This is a genomic window from Clostridium coskatii (genome assembly GCF_001675205.1).
GTDB lineage: Bacteria > Bacillota > Clostridia > Clostridiales > Clostridiaceae > Clostridium_B > Clostridium_B ljungdahlii.
Genome location: NZ_LROR01000054.1, coordinates 101,148 through 122,902, shown reverse-complemented (window position 1 = coordinate 122,902; position 21,755 = coordinate 101,148). Strand labels below are relative to the sequence as shown.

The window sequence follows — 21,755 nt, the reverse complement described above, 5'->3', positions numbered from 1 at the left end:
ATATAGAAATCATCTTTTAATATATTTTATTTAAGATATTGAATTTATAAATTTTTCTGGATTAATTATATATCTACCTTCTGCTGTAGTAGCCTTTGTTTCTATAAGCTTATCTAATATTTGATCAAACGTTAAATTTGGATTTACCTGCCATGCCAAAGCTGCAAGTCCTGTAACATAAGGAATAGCCCAGCTAAATCCTCCTTCACCCCAGTAAACATAAGTACTATCAGAACTATTGCCAGCAGTAGTTCTAAAATCTCCTGGGACAATTATATTGGATTTATCTATATTTCTTCCATTTAAGTATTTACTAAGTTCATAATTTAGGGGATTATTTCTATCCTTTGAAGGATTACATCCGCCCCATGTAAATTTTCTATCATAAAGTAAGTTAGAATACACTACCGTAAGACCACTAAAATTTGCCCTCTTTATAGTTTGCTGCCATTTATCAAAGTATTTGCCCCGTTTACTTACACCATCAGATATAGATACAATTCGTATTTTTTCATTTTTAGAAAGTGATTTATTGACATCAATAATCTTATCTATAGCCTCCATATAATATTCCTGTCTGTCTTTTGAATCTGGAGTTGCAAAGTAATACAATTTTGATCCACTTGCTACTCCACAAGTTTTACCTGCTAAAATAGAAGCACAAGCTAGTCCATGAAAATGAGCACTTGTTTGATGATCACCAACTTTATAATAATTCATCTTACCCTTAAATTCGTTATGAGTAGATCTTATTGGCTTATCTATAACCGCTACACTGATTCCTTTACCTGTAACTCCCTTTTCATGAATTTTGCTTAAATTGAGTCCTGGATTCTTACCAGCATCGAACCACTTATTTGGATCATATCCCTGTGGAAGTTTACTTTTTTCAGGCCACTTTGTAGACTTATCAAAGCTTATATTTGAAATAACATCTAAAGAGACCTGTGACAAATCCTTTTTAGACATATCTTTATCTTGAAATCCATATATTCTCTCAAGATCTGAGTTACATTTTTGCAAAACCCTGTTTGTTACTATATCTGAAATTTTTGAAGGATTTATTCCCCAATTCTTAGGGTCACCTTCTTCCATAGCATTTTTTACAAAAATGCCCCCTCCAATTGCAAGTAAAATTACAATTGTAATCGTAATGATTAAAATTTTTTTCTTCATCTTTAATTCTCCTTTTATCCATAATTAATTTTTACAGAGTTTCTAATTGAAATTTAAACTTATACAATATCATATAATGACAAATTTCATGTATAAATTTAAATTTCAAGCTACAAACTCTATATAGCCATTCTAACTTAAGAATAAATTTATATGCAGGCATATTTTTACAATAATGAAGCTCATTTAAATATTTTGCATATAAGTCTTAGTAAAATATTTAACCGAGCTGAGGGTTGTAAAAATATCCGGAGTATAAATTTATTCTTTGCTTAGAAACTATAATGCATTTAAACCTTTTTCAAAACGTAGTAAACTGGTTTTCTGCATCCAAATGCATAGTCGCCATTTTTCCACCTAAAAAACATATAAATTTCTCCATCTATATTTTTTATTACATATTCACTAGAAAGTTTATCACTTTTATCAATTACAATTCCTTTTGTCCACGTTAACCAGCTTTTATCTGTAGCACCTCCATTAAAAAATTTAATTTCTTTTATATACATGTTATCTTTCCACTGTCTCTTATCTTTTTTGAAATCAGATATATTATCAACAATATCTACAGATTTCCAGTTTCCCAAAACCTCAAGATCACATTCATAAGGATAACTTGTATTATCCTCTATTCTATTTATTCCAAGTTCATCTACTACATATTTGGATGTTATCTGTTTATTTAACGCATCTTGTGAAAACACATTGTTTATTTTTGCTTCAGTAAGCATAATTAATATACAAAAGCAGAATACAATTATGGAGCTTACAATAGCCTTAGGGGAAATTCTTTCAAATTTCTTTATCATGCTAATTCTTTTGGCCATATATTTAGCATCTACAGATATGCCAACTGCCATACTTACTCTAGATTTTTTAACAAACTTTGAGTATTTTATAAGGTCTATCATAGTATATCCATATTCCTTGGTCTTCTCAGATTCTATATAATTAAGAGCTATAGAATCACAGGACAATTCCATATCCTTTTTCATTTCATTTGTGAAATACCATATAATAGGATTAAACCAATAAATTACTCTAGTTATTCCGATAACATAATTTACAAAAATATCTTTTTTCTTATAGTGCGAAAGTTCGTGTAAAAATATATTTTTAATATCATTGTCATTCATACATTTAATCACAGTTAAGGGCATCAATATCTTAGGTGCGATCATACCAAAAATTGCTGGGCTTTTTATATCTATTCCTTGTACAACATTTATATTCTTCTTTATATTCATATTGTTTTTGCACTTTTTCAAAATATCAATAATTCTTTTATCCCTTATTGATTCATACTTACTTACTTTTTTCAAACATGTCACATATGACATAAGCATATAAATCATGCCTAAAATAAAACCTACATACCATATTTCAAATGTGACTTGCATATATGATTCGGGTATGTTAAATGTATCCCTAATAATACTTGGATTTAAGTAAGCATAATCAGTCTCACCTTTAGCACTACCTACACTTTTCTCACTTACACTCTCAGTAAGATACTGATCATAGTCAAATTTATCTATTGCCGAGGTAACAGGAGGTCTATTAAAGTAAAACGGCATTATGTTAAATATGCTAAGTGAACTCTTAGGTAAAGCCGGTACAATAAGTCTTACCAAAATCAGAATTCCAATAATATATTGAACTTCTATTCTCAATCTCTGTTTTAAAACTTTTTTAGCAGCTAGAAAAAATATTATTAAAAAACTAGCTAGAAGTGATAAATATAATACCCATTTATATAAAATAATAAACTTAAACATAAGATCCTAATCCCTATCATTTAATATTTTTTTTAAATCGTCTAAATCCTCTTCTGTCAATTTATTGTCTTCTATAAAATTCAATAACATATTCTTAGCAGCACCGTTGTATACTCTTTTAATAAAAGAACTGCTCTCCTGTCTTGCACATTCTTTTTCATCAAATAAAGGATAATAATAATAAGTTCTGCCCTCCTCATTAAATCCAATTACATTTTTCTTTAAAAGTCTGCTTATAAGTGATTTAACTGTCTTAGGTTTCCAACTTGTACTATCTTCCAATTGCTTTATTATTTCATTTGCCGAACATGGATTTTTATTCCATATGACTTTCATTACTTCCCACTCTGATTCAGATATTTTGGGTATATTTGCCATGATAACTCCTCCTAAAATCATAATTACGATTGTAATCTATAGTATATATATTATTCGCTTTCTCAATAATTATCAATAGTATTTTATATATTATCCATTTTAAAGTTGTATCATTTTGGTATATTTTCTAAATTATTTTTATTTAAAAAATTTATTGAATTATGTTGATTTTTGTTAATATGTACTTTATTATTTTATTATATTACATATTAATTAAAGTTAGCACTAAATTTTTAAGTGATCGGTATAAAATAACAAAGGGGGATTAACATGACTTTTAAGGATTTCAAACTAAACAGTATTAGAACTAAATTAATTACTAGCTTAATAGCAATTTGTGTAATTCCACTAACCATAGGAGGCCTTGGTTCCTATATGCAATCAAAGTCAATTCTCACCAATAAGTTAACACTTACAAGTACTCAAACTCTCTCAGAGATAGACAGTGGATTAACTAATTACTTTAATGGATTTTCAGACATAATAAATCTTACTGCAAATAATCCCGGTATTATAAATATTGATACAGACAATAATACTCCAATGATATCAGATATGCTAAAAAGTATAAAAGAAAGTGATAATGACATATTTGATGTATATTACGGAACTGCCTCCAAAAAGTTTACTATATATCCTATTTCAACAATGCCTGAAGGATATGATCCAACTACAAGGCCTTGGTATAAACAAGCTTTAGCTAATAAAGGTAAAGTTGTAATAACTCCTCCTTACAAAGACATTGTAACTGGTAAAACTCTTGTTGGAGTTGTACAAACAGTAGAAAAAAATGGACAAGTAGTTGGCGTTATTGGATTGGATTGTTCTCTAACTACACTTACAGAAAGAATATCTACAAAGAAGGTAGGTACTACAGGATATGTATTTGTCTCTGATTCATCAGGTACTACCTTAGCCCATCCCCAAAAAGAACTTATCAATACAAATCTAATCTCTAAGCTGTCTTTTTGGGATAAAGCAAAATCGGGAAACAGTGGATTTGTTAATTATACCTATAATGGTACTAGTAAATTTGGTGTATACCAGACAAATAAATTAACAGGTTGGAAGCTAGTGGCTGCTTTAGATAAAAGCGAACTCACCAAGGATACAAGCTCTATATTAGTCACAACTTTCTCAATAATAATAATAATGGCACTAATCGCAATATTTCTTTCATTGTTTTTAAGCAAAGGATTATCTAATAATATTAAAAAGCTAAAAGAGGTATTTGCCAAGGCTTCAAATGGAGATTTAACAGTATCTATAACTGCTTCCACAAAAGATGAATTTAAAGATTTGGCTGCATCATTTAACTTAATGATGAGAAATATATCCAAGCTCATGAATAATATTCTAAAATCATCTGAAACAGTCCTAGAAACGTCAACAAGTCTTGCAAGTATGTCTGAAGAAGTAACAGCTTCTGTAGGCGAAGTAGCAAAAGCTGTTGAAGAAGTTTCCTTAGATGCAACTGAACAAGCTAAAGGTGCTCAAAATGGAGCTTCTGAAATGGAGGATTTATCAAATAGATTGAAGGAAGTTAGTATTAGTTCTGATGAAATGGATAAAATCTCAAACGCCACCAAAAGATTAGGTACAAAAGGACTCTCTGTAGTGGATACTTTAACTGAAAAATCAAATAAAGCTAAAACGGTTACTACATCCGTCAATGACATAGTTCGTGACATGAACGAAAGTGCTAAACAGATAAATAGTATATCTGAAACAATATCTGAAATAACAGAACAAACTAATCTTTTAGCATTAAATGCAAGTATAGAATCTGCACGGGCAGGTGAAGCTGGCAAAGGATTTGCTGTAGTAGCAGAAGAGATACGGATACTTGCTGAAGAATCTCAAAATTCAACCAATGAGATAAAGAAAATTATAGAAAGTATACAAAATAAATCAGAGACAGCAGTAAGCGCTATTAAATCCGCTGAAAATGCAGTAGATGAGCAATATTTAGCCGTAGATCAAACTCATAAAATATTTAAAGTAATTCTAAAATCAATTGAATCAATGATTGCTAAAGTTGATGAAGTAAAAACATCAATTTCAGATATAAATGAGAAAAAACAATCTACAATATCTGAAATTGATAATATTTCATCTATATCACAGGAAACAGCTGCAGCTTCACAAGAAACTACAGCTTCAACAGAAGAGATATCAGCCACTATGGAAGAACTTACAAAACATTCAAGTAATCTTCAGATATTAGCAGAACAATTAGCAGCTGAAATAAATAAATTTAAAATTAACTAATAGGCAAAATTAAGCTGCTATATCTTATATAGCAGCTTAATCTTAAATTAATTACTCAACTTTCACAAATTAAGAATTAATTCTTCACTCTTAACTATTAACTAAAAAAGTTGCTTCATAAAAATCACTTGATAAATATCCTATTTACTAATTCTATAAGCCCATCCTTTACCCAATCTTTTTTAAAAAAATAAGTGGCTCCAAGATCCTCACATATTCCATTTTCATCTGAAAAGTCTTTTTCCCCTCCATCGGAAAGAATAATTATCTTTAAATCTTTATACTCTCTTTTTAATTCTATAAGAACTTCTATTCCGCTTTTTTTAGGCATATATATATCTGTAATTACTAAATCAATATTACCACTTTCTTTAAATACTTTGATTCCTTCTTCACCATCACCTGCTTCATATACTTTATAATTTGCTTCCTCTAAAATCTTTCTTATAAATTGTCTCACACTTAAGGAATCATCAATTATTAATATATTTTTTTTACCCATAATTCTTTAAAACTCCCCTCATAAAGTTTATCTATATAATATTTAGTACTTTTTATTCGATCTACCATCAATAACTTTTCCATCAATTTCGTAAATCAACCATAAAGTTACCTAAGCATACAAATAATCACAAATTTATATTTTAATTATACAAAATATTAGAATAATTTTCTATAGTTTGTACCATTTTATTACAAATGACATTCCAAATCATTTACATATATAAAACTAAGTAGTATTATATACCTATAAATTAATAAATTGTTGCGGGTGGACCATTTTGATTGGGAAGATGAAACCTGGCCATTTGAACTTGATGTAGTTAACACTACCGTAGGGAGACAAATTAATAAAGATATATTTCAAGCAGTGTTTACAACATAAACACTCCTTTTTATTTTTATTAATTAAGTATAAATTTATCCATAAAATAAAAGATTGGGAGTCCATAATAATATGAACAAAAAATTATATATAGTAACAAACAGAAGGCTTGTAAAAAATAAGAATATGATTGATATACTAAAAGCTTCCATATTAGGTGGTGCAGATGCCATAATCTTACGTGAAAAAGATCTTACTTATAGGCAACTAGTTCCAATTGCTGAAGAAATAAAAAAAATTACAGATTCTAGTAATATACCCTTAATAATAAACAGCAGTATAGAAACAGCCTTAAAAGTAAATGCCAAAGGATTTCACACAAGTTATCAAAATTATATGAATAGCAATTTAAAATTAAAATGCACTGTAGGTGTATCTGTACACAATACTTTGGAAGCTATAAATGCACAAAAAAAAGGCGCAGATTATCTCCTTACAGGACACATTTTTGAAACAGACTGTAAAAAAGGACTAAAAGGCAGGGGTATTTCATTTTTAAAAGAAATCCTAAATAACGTTTCAATTCCAGTTATTGCAATAGGTGGAATAACTGAGACCAATATAGATATAGTACTAGGAACCAAAGTTCGTGGTGCAGCTGTAATGTCTCTTGTAATGACTTCAGATGACCCTTTTACTACAACTTATAATCTAAAAAAACATTTTAAAAGATGAAGGTATGATAAAAAATTTAGAGATCAAACCATGACTTACATTCTTCAATAAAGTTCAGAATTCCATAAATGTACAACCTTGTAATATGTTAATTTAAGTATTACAATGTATACATATGTATATTTTTTTATCATAATCAAAACGTAGATAAGAGGAGATTTTCATTATGGAAAGCACAAAGAACTTTAATGTGAGAAACGAAAGAAACCTCACAATGCTAGTAGATTTCTATGAATTTACTATGGGTAACGGGTATTTGAAAACCAATATGGGTAATAGAATAGCCTATTTTGATATGTTTTTCAGAAAGATTCCAGATGAAGGTGGTTATTGCATAATGGCAGGTGTTCAACAAGTTATAGAATACCTGTCAAATTTAAGTTTTACAGATGAAGACATAGAGTATCTCAGGAGTAAGGAACAATTTTCAGAAGACTTCTTAAATTACCTAAAAGATTTTAGATTTTGCTGTGATGTATGGGCCGTACCCGAAGGAACTCCTATATTTCCAAATGAACCGCTAATAACTGTAAGAGGTCCCGCTATTCAAGCTCAGTTTGTTGAAACCATGATACTTCTAACTATAAATCACCAAACTCTAATTGCAACAAAAGCAAGTAGAATTTGTAGAGCAGCAGGCACTAGACCTGTAATGGAATTTGGTTCTAGGCGTGCTCAAGCTCCTGATGCAGCTATATATGGTGCCAGAGCTGCAGTTATAGGCGGATGTAGTTCCACTGCTTGCACTATATCTGAGCAAATGTTTGGTATGCCTGCAGTTGGCACAATGGCCCACAGTTGGATACAACTTTTTCCATCAGAATATGAATCTTTTAAGGCCTGGGCTGAAGTATATCCTGATAATTGTGTGTTACTTATTGATACATACAATGTACTGAGATCCGGTCTCCCCAATGCTATAAAGGTTTTCAAAGAAATTTTAATTCCAAACGGTCATAAACCTAAAGGAGTAAGAATTGATAGTGGAGACATAACTTACTTAACAAAAGAATGCAGAAAAATACTTGATAGAGCCGATCTTGAAGATGTTAACATAGTTATTTCAAACTCATTAGATGAATTTATCATAACTGATGTACTTAGAGAAGGTGCCTGCATTGATTCTTTTGGTGTAGGAGAGAGACTCATAACTGCAAGATCAGAACCAGTATTTGGCGGAGTATATAAGCTATCTGCCATAGAAGATAGGGAAGGTAGAATTATACCTAAAATAAAAATAAGTGAAAATGAAGAGAAAATAACTAACCCTGGATTTAAAAAAGTATATAGAATTTATAGTAAAAAGGAAAATAAAGCAATTGCAGATTTAATAACTTTAGAAGATGAAGAAATAAATAAGGATGAGACTATAGAAATATTTGATCCAGTTTTTACGTGGAAAAGGAAAAAAATAAGAGATTATTATATAAAAGATTTAAGAGTAAAAATATTTGATAAGGGAAAACTTGTATACACCTGCCCTGATGTGCTAGACATAAAAGATAGAGCAAAAGAAGAATTGTCCAAATTATGGCCTGAAGTGCTGAGATTTGAAAATCCTCATCACTACTATGTAGATTTATCTGAAAAACTCTGGGATTTAAAACATGAACTTCTCAGTAAATATTCTTCAACTTATGTAGAATAATATCAATGCAATTTGTAGAGGAACAGGTAATAAGCTTATTACCTGTTCCTCTGTTCTATGTCTGAAGCCTCTAGACAATGCTTTCTAAATGCTAAAAACATTAGGAATACTGTTAATAAGTTATATTTCATTTTTAATTATATCCGTAAATTTCTTTATTATTAGTGCCGTAAACCCCCATATAGTATAATCTTTATATGTATAAAAATATGATGGCATTTTCCCCCTCCTAAATTTGTAGTTTTCTCCACCTATTATCAGATTATAGGGAAAATCCTCTTTTGGATGTGGAACTATCTCAATTTCATGTAATACAGGTTCTTTATCTATAAAAAAATTTAGAGGTACCGTAAATACATGATCTACTTCCTCCCTACTTGGACTTATATCTTCCCTATTTAACTTGCATACAAAAGGATACATTATAAAATTATAGGGAGTGACAATGTAATCCATATCCCCTATAAATTCTATATCCTCCCTATTTAAATTTAGTTCTTCCATAGTTTCTCTAATAGCTGTATCTTTTGGAATTTCCCCCTTTTCCATTTTTCCTCCAGGGAAACATACGTCCCCAGGCTGATGTTTTAAATTTAAAGACCTTACTTCGAATAACAAATTTAATTCTCCGTCCATACTGCATAAGGGAATCATCACTGAATTTTTATTATAATGTCCAATCATATTTGCTTTTCTAGATTTAAATATATCATTTATTTTATCTATCATTGTTTACCTCCTAAAATCAAATAATCCTCAATTGTAAAATGAATTTTATAATGTTATACTTTAAAATGTCATGATTAATTATATAATGTTTTTGGGTATTTTCAAAGAAATAACTAGTCAGTATGCTAGGATATTTTTTATCATACTGTGTCGGTAGAACCCTTAGATAGGATTCACTATCTGCGGAACCTGCCTCCTTGTCTGATAAAAAATATCCGTCGCATCTTTGACTTGTTATTTTCTTTCAAATGCCTTAACAAAACATATACATAAATATTAAATAAGTGGAGTGATGTACTTTGAAATGTAAAAATACTAGTTTATTACTTACATTTATTTTCATATTTTGTTTATCTTTTAATGTACTTGCTGATAATTCAACTGCTCTACCTGAAATATATGGTAAAGCAGCAATAACAGTGGACATGCAGACAAATGAAATAATATATGAAAAAAATGCAGATATTAAAATGTACCCTGCTAGCACTACAAAACTTTTAACAGCTATTCTTCTTGAAAAAAATAAAAAACCAGGGGATATGCTAACATACACAGCTGATGCTAAATCTCAGCCACCATCCTCTTTAAATAGAGATCTACATGCAATAGAGGTAGGTGATACTATGTCTGCTGAAGATGTAATGGATGGGCTTTTAATGTATTCTGCCAATGACTTAGCATACGTCGTAGCAGAAAATGTATCTAAGGATGCACCTACATTTTCTGACAAAATGAATGAAGAAGTAAAAAACCTAAATTTAAAGAATACTCACTTTGTAACACCAAATGGTCTCCATAATCCAAATCACTATACTACACCCTACGATATGAGTGTTATAGCGAGACAAGCCTTTAAAATTCCACGTATACAAAAGGCTATGGAAAGACCTGCAAATACTATAAAAACTACAAAAGGACTTGCTTTTCCAATCAAAAACACAAATAAGCTTTTAGGCAAAGATGGCTGCATTGCAGGTAAAACTGGATATACTGATCCAGCTGGAAGATGTCTAGTTGCAATTTATAACAGGAATGGTAGGGAAATGGTAGGAGTTGTAATGGGCTCAGTTTACGATCCTGCTGACAGTTATGTATTTAATGATATGGAAAAAATAATAAATTGGAGTTATTCAAAACAACCTGTTGTTTTGAATAAAAAGGATTCTATAATAGGAAGAAAAGAAGTTAGCTACAATCCTATTTCTTTTATAGGTATTAAAAAAAGCTTAGAAGTACCTATTAAGATTAAAGATGATGTAACATATTATGATAATGATTTGAATAAAAAAGACTTGAAAGAAATTATAAGCATTAAAAATACTTCTGTGGAAGCTCTAAAAGGTGAAGTTCCCCTGGGAACACTTACTGTAAACCAACGTGAGTTCTCCAAGGATTATAATATTTATTCGGATCTGCCAAAACAGACCTTAGATAAAAATGTTATTTCCTTTTACGCTGCAATTTTTATATTAGCATTGATATTTATTTTTATCCTGGCACGTATAATGAAAAGACGTAAAAGAAGACATCGCTATTTATAACAGTTTATACGAAAAACTGACCAAGATAATTTAAGATAAAAAAATTGTTCCCATGAAGTTTCATAGGAACAATTTTTTTATTGGATTTCATCTGAATGAAAACTTGATTGATATTTTAAACTCCTTCTGCAACCATATCAATAGGTTTTTCACTAGCCTTCTCCATCTCACCTGCAATATAATTAGCCAAATCTACAGTTCTACAGGAATAAGCCCATTCATTATCATACCAGGATACTACTTTAATCATATTATCCTTTAATACCATAGTTGAAAGACCATCTACTATAGAAGACCTATCGTCTCCCTTATAATCTATAGATACCAGTGGTTCTTCAGAATATCCCAGTATTCCTTTCATAGATCCCTCAGAAGCTCTTTTAAAAGCTTCATTTACTTCTTCTACCGTAACAGATTTTGAAAGTTCACAGACCAAGTCTGTAATAGAAACTGTAGGTGTAGGTATTCTAAGTGCAAAACCGCTTAATTTTCCCTCTAAATTAGGCAATACTTTTGCCACTGCCTTAGCTGCTCCAGTAGTAGTCGGAATTATAGATTCTCCTGCAGCTCTAGCTCTTCTCAAATCCTTGTGAGTTTTATCAAGCAATTGTTGGTCATTTGTATAAGAGTGAACTGTAGTCATAAGACCTCTTATAATTCCAAAATTCTTATCTAATACTTTAGCAAAAGGTGCCAAACAATTAGTTGTACAGGATGCATTTGAGATAATATTATGAGACTCAACATCAAATTTTTCTTGATTTACTCCCATAACTATAGTTATATCTTCGTCCTTTGCAGGAGCTGTAATTATAACTTTTTTTGCTCCAGCTTTTATATGCTTGTATAAGCTTTCTCTATCTTTAAACTTTCCCGTGGATTCTATAACTATATCTACATCCAATTTACCCCAAGGTAAATCTTCAGGATCATTTTCTCTAAACACTTTTATTTTAGAACCATTTACAATAATTGAATCTTCTGCTGCCTTTACATTTCCATTAAATCTTCCGTAGCAGGAGTCGTATTTTAGAAGATGTGCCAGAGTTTCGTTATCTGCTCTTGCGTTAATTGCTACAATCTCAATATTGTCCTTCAGTCTTTCTTGAGCAATTCTCAAAACCAACCTTCCTATTCTTCCAAAACCATTAATTCCAACTTTTATGGACATTATCTTTTCCCCCTATAAAAAATTTATGTACTTTTACTTTATTATTACATAACATTTATCTTTATATTTTAAAATATATGCTGTATAAATAACATATGTGCTATATTATTTATATCAATAGACAGCATATATGTCAAATTTATTTTCCTGCCCATTTATTATGATATACTTATTTTCCTTTCATATATTAATATTATCTACATTTAATATCCATTTTCTCCATTTTACAAATAAGTTCATAATAAACCTGCTTGACACAAAATCTCTATTATTATATTATTTAAGGGTAGTAGAAAACTTACAACCTTTCATCTGAAATAGATGAAAGGTTTTTACTTTAAAATAATGGGAGTGAAAAAAATGGCTAAAGTTAGAACGAGGTTTGCGCCAAGTCCAACAGGATATATGCACGTTGGAAACTTAAGAACTGCGCTGTATACATATTTAATTGCAAAACATGCAGGTGGGGATTTCATACTCCGAATTGAAGATACAGATCAGGAAAGATTTGTAGAAGGGGCCCTAAATGTAATTTACGATACTCTAAAAGCTACAGGTCTTAAACATGATGAAGGACCTGATATAGGAGGCCCTGTTGGTCCTTACGTACAGAGTCAGAGAACTGATATTTACCTAAAATACGCAAAAGAACTTATAGAAAAAGGAGAAGCATACTACTGCTTCTGTACAAAAGAAAGACTAGATTCACTGAGAAATAATTCAGATACTTATAAATATGATAAACACTGCTTACACCTCTCAAAGGAAGAAATAGAAAAAAATTTAGCATCAGGAATTCCTTATGTTATAAGACAAAACAATCCTGAAGTAGGTGTCACTTCATTTAATGATGAAATTTATGGTAACATATCTGTTGACAATTCTGAATTAGATGACATGATACTTATAAAATCAGATGGATATCCTACTTATAACTTTGCAAACGTAATAGATGATCATCTTATGGGAATAACTCATGTAGTAAGAGGAAGCGAGTATCTATCTTCTGCTCCTAAATACAATAGATTATATGAAGCTTTCGGATGGGAAATTCCAATATACGTTCACTGTCCCCCAATAATGAAAGATGAACATAATAAACTGAGCAAAAGAAACGGTGATGCGTCTTTTGAGGACTTGATAGAAAAGGGTTATTTGAAAGAAGCTGTACTTAATTATATAGCACTTTTAGGATGGAACCCAAGAAGTGAACAGGAAATCTTTAATTTAGAGGAGCTTGTAAAAGAATTTGACTATAGAAATATCAATAAATCACCTGCTATATTTGATAATGTAAAACTGAAGTGGATGAACGGGGAATATATAAAGAAGCTGTCTTTAGAAGAATTCAACTCTCTTGCCCTTCCTTATTATAAAAAAGTAATTTCAAAGGACTTAGATTTTTTAAAGATAAGTAGTTTACTTCAAACAAGAGTTGAAGTATTAAGCGAGATACCTGACTTCCTAGATTTCTTTGAGGAACTCCCAGAATACACTGAAGACATATATGTGCACAAAAGAATGAAATCAAATTTGGAAAGCTCACTTACAGTACTTGAAAAAATTCTTCCAAAGTTTAAAGAACTATCACCTTGGACTTTTGAAAATATAGAAAAATGCTGTATGGACTTAATATCAGAAATGGGCGTTAAAAATGGAGTAGTACTGTGGCCTGTACGAATTGGCCTTTCTGGCAAAAAATCCACCCCTGGTGGAGCTTTTGAAATAGCTGATATTATAGGCAAAGAAGAATCTATAAAGAGAACAGAAATTGGTATTGAGAAACTTAAAAATGCTCAATAATAAAAACGTACCTATATTTTAGGTACGTTTTTATTATCAGTTTTTTGTTCTGGTGTTCCCTGTTCTTTCTTTAGTTCTTTCACAAATAGTATATTGTAAAATGTCACCATTGTATTATTATCTACTATTACAAATCCTTTACCTACATTTGTAACAGTTTTATTTTTTAAATGCTTAAAGCTTTCTTCACCCTTTGTACAAATCTCTATAGCCTTTCCCTTTAAAGAACTAAAATACTCTCTCATAGTTTTTTCAAGGGGACAGCTAATTTTATAGTTATCTTCCTCTAATAGCTTTTCCATAGATGAGAGTTTAGTAGAATATAATCCTACTATATTTTTTATGGGTACTACAATATCCGAATCTCCATCATTAAATCTAACAAGTTCCCCATCTGAATGCACTACATTTACATGTTTAAAAATATCACTTGTATCATTTTTAACATACAAGTCTAATTTTTCACTGCCAAATTTATTCAGCAAACCCATTACTCCTGAATTACAGTTTAAAAGACACTTATTTTTAAACATTATAGTACCATCTTTTTTTATTTCTCCATTCAACTTCTTCAAATTTTTTTCTTTTCTATGGGAACTATGTTTTTTTGATGCTTCCTTTTTATTATCCTCCTTCTTTTCCTCTGATTTATCTTTTTCCTCTTTCTTCTCTTTTTCATCTTTGTCTTTCGTATCAGTTTTCTCAGCAATTTTTTTAGTCTTATCTTCTGATTCACTTTTTAATAGATCTTTATTTTTTTCTATAATATTTTTCTGTATGAAATCAAATATTTCTTTATTGTCAGCATATTCCTGCTCATAGTACTCTTTTTCATTATCAGAATTAGCAAACATCTTATTATATTTTTGTATTCTTTTCATATACTTTGGTACCATATATAAAGCTAATTGCATTAAATCATCTGCATTATTTCTTTTGGACAATTAAAAACACCTCCATGACTAAGGCTATAAGGTAATCCTATAATATTAGAATATGAAGGCTTTAATTTAAGTTGCAAATTTAATTTTTATTTTTACATATTTATTCTATAGCTTAAGGTATTTGAAAGAAAATCTCTAAACATCTATTTCAGCTTCTTCTCCTAAAATATCCTTACTTTTATCAAGAAGAGGTTTTATTTGCTGCTGAATAAAGTCAACTACCTGACCAGGTGCCCTACCTATAAACTTCTTAGAATCCACTAGTGAAAGTATCTCTTCTTCACTCATCTTAAAGAAAGGATCTCCTATTATTCTTTCCAATAAGTCGTTCTTCTTTCCCTCAACTTTTACCATTTTAGCTGCTTCCATAGAATGAACCCTAATTCTCTCATGAAGTTCCTGTCTGTCTCCACCTTTTTTAACAGCTTCCATTATTATGTTTTCTGTAGCCATAAAAGGAAGTTCAGAAGCCACATGAGATTCAATTACCTTAGGATACACTACCATATTTTCCGATACATTCATATATAAATTTAGCACTCCATCAAGAGCTAGAAAGGCTTCTGGTATAGATATTCTCTTATTTGCTGAATCATCAAGGGTTCTTTCAAACCATTGAGTTGAAGCTGTTATAGCAGGATTTAAAGCTGTTACTACTATGTATCTTGCAAGAGAGCCTATTCTCTCACATCTCATAGGATTTCGCTTATATGCCATAGCAGAAGATCCTATTTGATTTTTTTCAAAAGGTTCCTCCATCTCTTTCATATTCTGCAATATTCTTAAATCATTGCTAAACTTATATGCACTTTGAGCAATTTCTGATAATGTATTTAATATTATGGAATCAAGTTTTCTAGTATAAGTCTGTCCTGTAACCATAAACTCCTTTTCAAATCCCATTTTCTTAGTCACCATTGTATCTAATCTTTTTACTTTTTCTTCATCTCCATTAAAAAGCTCCATAAAGCTAGCTTGGGTTCCAGTAGTTCCCTTTACACCTCTAAATCTCATATTTTGTATGACAAATTCTATATTTTCAATGTCTAAATAAAGGTCTTGAAGCCATAAGGTCGCCCTTTTTCCTACTGTAGTAAGCTGTGCAGGTTGAAGATGAGTAAATCCCAAAGTTGGCATATCTTTATATTTTAAAGCAAACTTAGTAAGATAGCTTATTACATTTATAACTTTTCTCTTTATTATATGGAGGGCTTCTCTCATAATTATAAGGTCGGTATTATCCCCTACATAACAGCTAGTTGCACCTAAATGTATTATTCCCTTAGCTTTAGGGCATTGTAGTCCATAAGCATATACATGGCTCATTACGTCATGTCTTACTTCCTTTTCTCTTTTTTTTGCATCTTCATAATTTATATTTTCAATATTAGCTTTCAGTTCATCTATTTGCTCAGAAGTTATATTAAGTCCAAGCTCCTTTTCACACTCTGCAAGAGCTACCCAGAGTTTTCTCCAAGTTTTAAATTTCTTTTCATCAGAAAATATATAGCTCATCTCTTTAGATGCATATCTTGTGTTTAAAGGAGTTGTGTATGTGTCTCTCATTTTAAAAATACCTCCGTACGTATGTAATATAATTGTTTTTATTATTCATATTATAACATATATTTTTACTATATTACACGTTTATATTCACTAAAATAATAGATTGAACAAATTTTATCCAATAAATAAGGTGTACAAACTGTTCTATTTTATTATATAGCTAATATACTTTAATTAAGAACTAATAAAAAAGAAAGAGGTGAACTTTATTGGGTTTGGATAAATCTTCCGACCCAGTAAGCAAAATATGTATAAACTTAGTATCATAGATAAAGTTTCTTTAATTTTAGTAGTTATCGGGGCCATAAATTGGGGACTAATAGGTTTATTAGATTTTAACATAGTGGAGATTTTATTTGGTGACCCTGTTAACTTAATTGGAAGAATACTATATATACTTATAGGAACTGCAGGAATAGATATGATTATACTATTTTTTAAAGCCAAAAAAAGCTATAAATAAATATAAGACCTATACTTTTACATAGGTCTTATATTTATTATCTTACTCTTCTAGTGAGTTTATTAATTTAATAATCTCTTCTACTGCTAGTGATTCATCATTACCTGATGCAGTAATTTTAACTTTAGAATCTTTAGTTACTCCTAATGAAAGAACTCCAATTAAACTCTTTATGTTAGCTTTTTTTCCATCAAATTCTATGGATAAATCTGATTTAAATGAAGAAGCTTTTTTTACTAATAGAGTTGCAGGTCTTGCATGTAATCCTGTAGAACTTTTAACTATAACTTCTTTAGAAATCATTTAATTCACCTCTATGCTTTAATATTATATACCACAATGTGACAAATCTTTCTCTACTTATTATACCATTTTTTGTTTACGTTTCAATACAATTTTTTTGTTCTATGACAAAAACTGCCATCGGCTATTTTAATTGAGATATAAACTTATCTATCCTATCCATTCCATTTTGTATATTTTCCATGGATGTAGCATAGGATAATCTTATGTATCCATCTAATCCAAAACCCAGACCTGGAATTACTGCTACTTTTTCTTTCTCCAATAATTTCTGTGAAAATTCTAAAGAATTATTTATTACTACACCATCTATAGTTTTACCAAAAAGATTTGATATATTTAACATTACATAAAAAGCACCTCCTGGATTCAAACAACAAACATTTTTCATTTTATCTATTTTACTTACCATACAATCTCTTCTATTTTTAAACTCACTTACCATACTTTTAATCTGAGTATCTTTTCCATTTAAAGCAGCCACAGCTGCATATTGTGCTATAGAATTAGGGTTTCCAGTAGTATGGCTCTGTACATTAGACATTACCTTAATTATATCTTTATTTGCTGCAGCATAGCCTATTCTCCATCCTGTCATGGCATAGGTTTTTGAAACTCCATTTATAACTATTGTTCTGTTGTAAGCATCTTCTGACAAACTTGCTATACTTATGTGTCCATTAGTACCATATATTAATTTTTCATATATTTCATCAGATAAAATGAGCAAATCCTTTTCCTTTGCAAAATTAGCTATTACTTCAAGTTCTTCTTTTGAATAAATAGTTCCTGTTGGATTATTAGGACTATTTAATAAAATCATTTTAGTATTTTTAGTATATGCTTTTTCTAAAGTTTCTAAAGTATATTTAAATCCGTCTTCTTCTTTTGTATCTGCAAATACAGGCACACCATCTGCAAGTTTAACTAGTTCAGGATAGCTTACCCAATATGGTGTAGGTATTATAACTTCATCTCCAGGGTTCAATGCAGCTAAAAACGTATTTGAAAGGCACTGTTTTGCCCCTGTAGATATTATAATCTGATTTGTATTATAGCTTAGTCCATTATCTTTTTTAAATTTTTTAACAATAGCCTCTTTCAGCTCTGAAATACCAGATGCTGGAGTATATTTTGTGCACCCCTTTTTCATAGACTCTATTGCAGCTTCCTGAATATTTTCTGGTGTATTAAAATCAGGTTCTCCTGCTCCAAAACCTATTACATCAATTCCCTCTGATTTCATTCTCTTGGCTTCAGCTGTTATAGCTAAAGTTATAGACGGTTGAATTTTTTCAGCTTTTTTTGACAATATCATTTTCATTCCTCCATTACAATTTAATTTACAACATTCTTTATTTATAATAAGATAAGTCAGAGTTTTTTATTCTAACTTCTTGAAACAAGTATTACCCCAAGCATTATAAAAGCTACTCCTAATATTCTTATAAAAGATATGTTTTCCTTAAATATAAAATAAGAAAACACCATAGTTATTATATATCCTAAACTAACCATAGGATAAGCATAACTTAATTCTACCTTACTTAGGACCTTTATCCATAGTAAAAAACTTAATCCATAGGATATAATTCCTAACATAACAGGTGAATTCTTTAATATGCTCAAAATACTTGGAATTAAATATTTTATAGTAAAGTTTAAATTAAGATTTACTGCTCCATACTTTACAAGTACCTGTCCAATGGCTCCCAAAAAAACCGATATTAATATCAATACAATCATGCCCTTATCCCCTTAACTTTCAATAATAAATGCAATAAATATTTTAAAGAAAAATAACAGCAATAAACAGCTATAAATATTTCTGGAAAGGAATACCTCCCTTGTCCTTCTGTTACAAAGTAAACAGAAGTAAACATAAAAAATAACATTATTAAATAAAGCTTAAACTTATCTAATTCATCACTTCTACCTTTAAAGATACTATAAAGTGTTCTTAATGAATATAACAAAACATATATAATAGTGGATAAAAACACAATTACCCTTATAATATTGTCAATTACAAACAGAGTGTGAACATAGCTCTTATTAACTCCACTGCCATAAGTACTATACGTTACATCATCACTCCAAAAATATGTATTAAGCAATCTTTTAAATCCCAATTTTATAAAATCAACAGGATGGCTTTTTATCCATTTCTTTGCAGCAGCACTTAACATCTTATTTTGTTCTGTTCTATTTGCCTTTTTATATTCGGGTTTATTTACAATAGAATCTTCCACATCTGCTGCAGGCATCCATCTTCCCAAATGATTTTGTGAGTTATTATTTATATAAAGCACTATTCCACCATTATTAGATACAAACGTACGTTGTCCCATTAATTTTGTGTTTCTATATATCCAGGGAGAAATAACAATCACACTCATTATAAGAACAATAAGAGAATTTCTCAAAGCCCAAATCAACTTTTTATGCTTTATTACATCTACTAAAAAGATAGCAAAGAAAAATACTATAAAAAAAGGCTTCACTATTGTATTAAGTCCTGTAAGTATTCCTATAAAAAAATACTTGAATTTCAAATCACTAAAATAAAGACAAGTGACTGCAAGCATTATACTTGTAAAAATAAGTTCTGTACCTAAAATACTGTTAAAAAGTATGTTATTAGGGAACAATACAAATAATCCAAATATTATTTTCCTATCTATTTCCTTTAAGTTCACCTTAGATAAGATAAACTTAAAACACAAGTAATTTATAAAAGTAATACACAAATTAAATATTTTAGCCGTTAATACACTAGCTCCAAATAACTTAAATATTCCTCCTAAAACTATGGAATAGCCCACAGAAGTATATGTATCTCCCCAAGGAAGGCCTCTTGATATTTCCTTTGCCAAATTATAATAATAATCAAAATCTGAAAATGGCTTGGCATTCACAAAAATTACCCACAGTATGGATAAAAACATGCCTAAAGTCATCATAATATAATAATACCCTTTGCTATTATTGTAGGTATCATTTCCTAATTGGTAGTAATTGTATTCAAAAACATTATATTTCATTTAAAACTGGTTTCCCTTCTATAATTTAAAGTATATTATAACTATAACAACTATAATCCATATTAATATATCCACAAGAAAAGGTATGTCTTTTTGAAATACATCCTCTGGTTTTCCACCTATGTTCTCCTTATCCATTAGATATTCGTATCTAAGTATGCCATACAACACAAAGGGTATGGTAAACATCATAGTTCTACTTTGTGTGGAACTAAAAGTATACAGGCAATAAGCCATAAGTACAGATGGGTTTACTATAGTTAACATTTTATCAATATTCTCAATTGAATATTTTTCTAATATCTTTCTAGAAGAACTTCTCTTGTCCTTTAAAGTTACAATCTCACTTTTTCTTTTGTTTAAACCTAAAAACAGTGCTAGAAGTATCGTACATAAAAACAACCAGGGTGAAACCTGAACCCCTGTAGCTATACTTCCACTTTCAACCCTTAATACAAATCCAAAAGCAATAGTCATAACATCTATTATAACTAAATTTTTAAGTTTAAAAGAATAGAATATATTTACTATAATATACACCGAAAAAATAAGCAAAATTTTTATATCTAGAAATATATATGCAAGACATAATACCAAAATAAATAATAGTATATCTAAGATGATCGCTTTATTTTTAGATACACGGCCACTTGCAATAGGTCTATTCTTCTTATCAGGATGACACTTGTCCTTTTCAACATCTACAATATCATTTAATACATAAATAGTAGAAGATGTCATACAAAATAAAATAAAAGTTAATATATTATTCTCTAATACACTGGTGTGTAAAAAATTTCCTGAAAAAATAATTGCAGCGAAAACAAAAAAATTTTTACTCCACTGCTTAGGCCTCATTAGTTCAATTATTGCTCCCATAACTTTCCTCCCTAGCTGTATATATGTTAAAGTTGAATTATGCGTCTTTTTACATTTTAACATAGTCTATATTATAGTCAATATGTCATTTTAATCGTAATATAATAAAGGGCTTGAGATAAATCACAAGTCCTTTAATAAAAATTAATTTTTATTGTTATCTTGGCTGTATTATTAATTTAATTGCAGTTCTTTCTTCTCCATCTATTTCAATGTCCGTAAATGCCGGAATACATATTAAATCGATTCCACTAGGTGCTACAAACCCTCTAGCAATAGCTACAGCTTTAACAGCTTGATTTAACGCTCCTGCTCCTATAGCTTGTATCTCTGCTGCTCCTCTTTCCCTTAAAACTCCTGCTAATGCTCCTGCCACCGAATTTGGACTTGATTTTGTTGAAACTTTTAATACTTCCATAATTAAACCTCCTATATATTATAATAACTCTTTACATTAACTTTAATTATTACTACTACATATATATAGTATTCTACAAAAA

The 21,755-nt window shown here is 29.9% G+C and carries 20 protein-coding genes; 6 read left to right on the top strand and 14 right to left on the bottom strand.

Annotated elements, in window-relative coordinates; all coding sequences use genetic code 11:
- Positions 1-30 precede the first annotated feature (30 nt).
- The 3 genes from CLCOS_RS13095 to CLCOS_RS13085 all read right to left on the bottom strand — a co-directional run bounded on the left by CLCOS_RS13095 (position 31) and on the right by CLCOS_RS13085 (position 3,332).
- On the bottom strand, positions 31-1,176 hold the full coding sequence (locus CLCOS_RS13095) for a S8 family peptidase (protein ID WP_063600216.1): 1,146 nt from the start codon (positions 1,174-1,176) through the stop codon (positions 31-33).
- Between the two features lie 290 nt (positions 1,177-1,466).
- Positions 1,467-2,954 carry a M56 family metallopeptidase gene (locus CLCOS_RS13090; protein WP_063600215.1) on the bottom strand — a complete coding sequence of 496 codons (1,488 nt, stop codon included), beginning with the start codon at positions 2,952-2,954 and terminating at the stop codon, positions 1,467-1,469.
- Positions 2,955-2,960: 6 nt separating this feature from the next.
- Complete coding sequence (locus tag CLCOS_RS13085; RefSeq protein WP_013238012.1) at positions 2,961-3,332, bottom strand: BlaI/MecI/CopY family transcriptional regulator; 372 nt, start codon at positions 3,330-3,332, stop codon at positions 2,961-2,963.
- Between the two features lie 270 nt (positions 3,333-3,602).
- Between CLCOS_RS13085 and CLCOS_RS13080 the strand changes: the two genes are divergently transcribed.
- Positions 3,603-5,603 (top strand): methyl-accepting chemotaxis protein, encoded by a 2,001-nt coding sequence (locus CLCOS_RS13080; protein ID WP_063600214.1) that lies wholly within the window; start codon positions 3,603-3,605, stop codon positions 5,601-5,603.
- A 124-nt stretch (positions 5,604-5,727) separates the two neighbouring features.
- Here CLCOS_RS13080 and CLCOS_RS13075 read toward each other — a convergent pair whose 3' ends face one another.
- Positions 5,728-6,105, bottom strand: a complete 378-nt coding sequence (locus CLCOS_RS13075; RefSeq protein ID WP_063600213.1) for a response regulator — start codon at positions 6,103-6,105, stop codon at positions 5,728-5,730.
- A 456-nt stretch (positions 6,106-6,561) separates the two neighbouring features.
- Between CLCOS_RS13075 and CLCOS_RS13070 the strand changes: the two genes are divergently transcribed.
- Both CLCOS_RS13070 and CLCOS_RS13065 read left to right on the top strand, forming a co-directional pair.
- A complete protein-coding gene (locus CLCOS_RS13070; RefSeq protein WP_063600212.1) occupies positions 6,562-7,164 on the top strand; it encodes a thiamine phosphate synthase in 603 nt (200 codons plus the stop codon).
- Positions 7,165-7,330: 166 nt separating this feature from the next.
- Positions 7,331-8,812 carry a nicotinate phosphoribosyltransferase gene (locus CLCOS_RS13065; RefSeq protein ID WP_013238008.1) on the top strand — a complete coding sequence of 494 codons (1,482 nt, stop codon included), beginning with the start codon at positions 7,331-7,333 and terminating at the stop codon, positions 8,810-8,812.
- 120 nt (positions 8,813-8,932) lie between these two features.
- On the opposite strand, the gene CLCOS_RS13060 is transcribed toward CLCOS_RS13065, so the two are convergent.
- On the bottom strand, positions 8,933-9,541 hold the full coding sequence (locus CLCOS_RS13060; RefSeq protein WP_063600211.1) for an NUDIX hydrolase: 609 nt from the start codon (positions 9,539-9,541) through the stop codon (positions 8,933-8,935).
- Between the two features lie 299 nt (positions 9,542-9,840).
- Between CLCOS_RS13060 and CLCOS_RS13055 the strand changes: the two genes are divergently transcribed.
- On the top strand, positions 9,841-11,082 hold the full coding sequence (locus tag CLCOS_RS13055; protein ID WP_063600210.1) for a D-alanyl-D-alanine carboxypeptidase family protein: 1,242 nt from the start codon (positions 9,841-9,843) through the stop codon (positions 11,080-11,082).
- Positions 11,083-11,197: 115 nt separating this feature from the next.
- Here the strand turns inward: CLCOS_RS13055 and gap are convergent, their stop codons facing one another.
- On the bottom strand, positions 11,198-12,253 hold the full coding sequence (gap, locus tag CLCOS_RS13050; protein WP_013238005.1) for a type I glyceraldehyde-3-phosphate dehydrogenase: 1,056 nt from the start codon (positions 12,251-12,253) through the stop codon (positions 11,198-11,200).
- 360 nt (positions 12,254-12,613) lie between these two features.
- Here gap and gltX point away from each other — a divergent pair, with 360 nt between their 5' ends.
- Entirely contained in the window at positions 12,614-14,056 is a 1,443-nt protein-coding gene (gene gltX, locus CLCOS_RS13045) for a glutamate--tRNA ligase (RefSeq protein ID WP_023163141.1), read from the top strand.
- 11 nt (positions 14,057-14,067) lie between these two features.
- Here gltX and CLCOS_RS13040 read toward each other — a convergent pair whose 3' ends face one another.
- Together CLCOS_RS13040 and purB are read right to left on the bottom strand one after the other, a co-directional pair.
- A complete protein-coding gene (locus CLCOS_RS13040) occupies positions 14,068-15,000 on the bottom strand; it encodes a hypothetical protein (RefSeq protein WP_063600209.1) in 933 nt (310 codons plus the stop codon).
- A 135-nt stretch (positions 15,001-15,135) separates the two neighbouring features.
- Complete coding sequence (gene purB / locus CLCOS_RS13035) at positions 15,136-16,566, bottom strand: adenylosuccinate lyase (RefSeq protein ID WP_063600208.1); 1,431 nt, start codon at positions 16,564-16,566, stop codon at positions 15,136-15,138.
- A 247-nt stretch (positions 16,567-16,813) separates the two neighbouring features.
- Here purB and CLCOS_RS13030 point away from each other — a divergent pair, with 247 nt between their 5' ends.
- Positions 16,814-17,029: a DUF378 domain-containing protein gene (locus tag CLCOS_RS13030; protein WP_023163138.1), complete on the top strand. Its 216-nt coding sequence runs from the start codon at positions 16,814-16,816 to the stop codon at positions 17,027-17,029.
- Positions 17,030-17,071: 42 nt separating this feature from the next.
- Here CLCOS_RS13030 and CLCOS_RS13025 read toward each other — a convergent pair whose 3' ends face one another.
- From CLCOS_RS13025 to CLCOS_RS13000, 6 genes are all read right to left on the bottom strand, one after another.
- A complete protein-coding gene (locus tag CLCOS_RS13025) occupies positions 17,072-17,332 on the bottom strand; it encodes an HPr family phosphocarrier protein (RefSeq protein ID WP_013238000.1) in 261 nt (86 codons plus the stop codon).
- A 124-nt stretch (positions 17,333-17,456) separates the two neighbouring features.
- A complete protein-coding gene (locus tag CLCOS_RS13020; protein WP_063600207.1) occupies positions 17,457-18,650 on the bottom strand; it encodes a pyridoxal phosphate-dependent aminotransferase in 1,194 nt (397 codons plus the stop codon).
- A 71-nt stretch (positions 18,651-18,721) separates the two neighbouring features.
- Positions 18,722-19,078, bottom strand: coding sequence for an SMR family transporter (locus tag CLCOS_RS13015; RefSeq protein ID WP_063600206.1), 357 nt, complete (start codon positions 19,076-19,078; stop codon positions 18,722-18,724).
- A complete protein-coding gene (locus CLCOS_RS13010; protein ID WP_063600205.1) occupies positions 19,075-20,376 on the bottom strand; it encodes a hypothetical protein in 1,302 nt (433 codons plus the stop codon). Before CLCOS_RS13010 ends, CLCOS_RS13015 begins: the two co-directional genes overlap by 4 nt.
- Before the next feature lie 18 nt (positions 20,377-20,394).
- Entirely contained in the window at positions 20,395-21,255 is an 861-nt protein-coding gene (locus CLCOS_RS13005; RefSeq protein WP_013237996.1) for a decaprenyl-phosphate phosphoribosyltransferase, read from the bottom strand.
- 157 nt (positions 21,256-21,412) lie between these two features.
- Positions 21,413-21,673 carry a stage V sporulation protein S gene (locus CLCOS_RS13000; RefSeq protein WP_023163135.1) on the bottom strand — a complete coding sequence of 87 codons (261 nt, stop codon included), beginning with the start codon at positions 21,671-21,673 and terminating at the stop codon, positions 21,413-21,415.
- Positions 21,674-21,755: the final 82 nt, after the last annotated feature.

Excerpts from the sequence above, each read along its gene's own strand:
- CLCOS_RS13095 (WP_063600216.1), bottom strand. The coding sequence starts at position 1,176 with ATGAAGAAAAAAATTTTAATCATTACGATTACAATTGTAATTTTACTT.
- CLCOS_RS13090 (WP_063600215.1), bottom strand. The coding sequence starts at position 2,954 with ATGTTTAAGTTTATTATTTTATATAAATGGGTATTATATTTATCACTT.
- CLCOS_RS13085 (WP_013238012.1), bottom strand. The coding sequence starts at position 3,332 with ATGGCAAATATACCCAAAATATCTGAATCAGAGTGGGAAGTAATGAAA.
- CLCOS_RS13080 (WP_063600214.1), top strand. The coding sequence starts at position 3,603 with ATGACTTTTAAGGATTTCAAACTAAACAGTATTAGAACTAAATTAATT.
- CLCOS_RS13075 (WP_063600213.1), bottom strand. The coding sequence starts at position 6,105 with ATGGGTAAAAAAAATATATTAATAATTGATGATTCCTTAAGTGTGAGA.
- CLCOS_RS13070 (WP_063600212.1), top strand. The coding sequence starts at position 6,562 with ATGAACAAAAAATTATATATAGTAACAAACAGAAGGCTTGTAAAAAAT.
- CLCOS_RS13065 (WP_013238008.1), top strand. The coding sequence starts at position 7,331 with ATGGAAAGCACAAAGAACTTTAATGTGAGAAACGAAAGAAACCTCACA.
- CLCOS_RS13060 (WP_063600211.1), bottom strand. The coding sequence starts at position 9,541 with ATGATAGATAAAATAAATGATATATTTAAATCTAGAAAAGCAAATATG.
- gap (WP_013238005.1), bottom strand. The coding sequence starts at position 12,253 with ATGTCCATAAAAGTTGGAATTAATGGTTTTGGAAGAATAGGAAGGTTG.
- gltX (WP_023163141.1), top strand. The coding sequence starts at position 12,614 with ATGGCTAAAGTTAGAACGAGGTTTGCGCCAAGTCCAACAGGATATATG.
- purB (WP_063600208.1), bottom strand. The coding sequence starts at position 16,566 with ATGAGAGACACATACACAACTCCTTTAAACACAAGATATGCATCTAAA.
- CLCOS_RS13030 (WP_023163138.1), top strand. The coding sequence starts at position 16,814 with ATGTATAAACTTAGTATCATAGATAAAGTTTCTTTAATTTTAGTAGTT.
- CLCOS_RS13025 (WP_013238000.1), bottom strand. The coding sequence starts at position 17,332 with ATGATTTCTAAAGAAGTTATAGTTAAAAGTTCTACAGGATTACATGCA.
- CLCOS_RS13020 (WP_063600207.1), bottom strand. The coding sequence starts at position 18,650 with ATGATATTGTCAAAAAAAGCTGAAAAAATTCAACCGTCTATAACTTTA.
- CLCOS_RS13015 (WP_063600206.1), bottom strand. The coding sequence starts at position 19,078 with ATGATTGTATTGATATTAATATCGGTTTTTTTGGGAGCCATTGGACAG.
- CLCOS_RS13010 (WP_063600205.1), bottom strand. The coding sequence starts at position 20,376 with ATGAAATATAATGTTTTTGAATACAATTACTACCAATTAGGAAATGAT.
- CLCOS_RS13005 (WP_013237996.1), bottom strand. The coding sequence starts at position 21,255 with ATGGGAGCAATAATTGAACTAATGAGGCCTAAGCAGTGGAGTAAAAAT.
- CLCOS_RS13000 (WP_023163135.1), bottom strand. The coding sequence starts at position 21,673 with ATGGAAGTATTAAAAGTTTCAACAAAATCAAGTCCAAATTCGGTGGCA.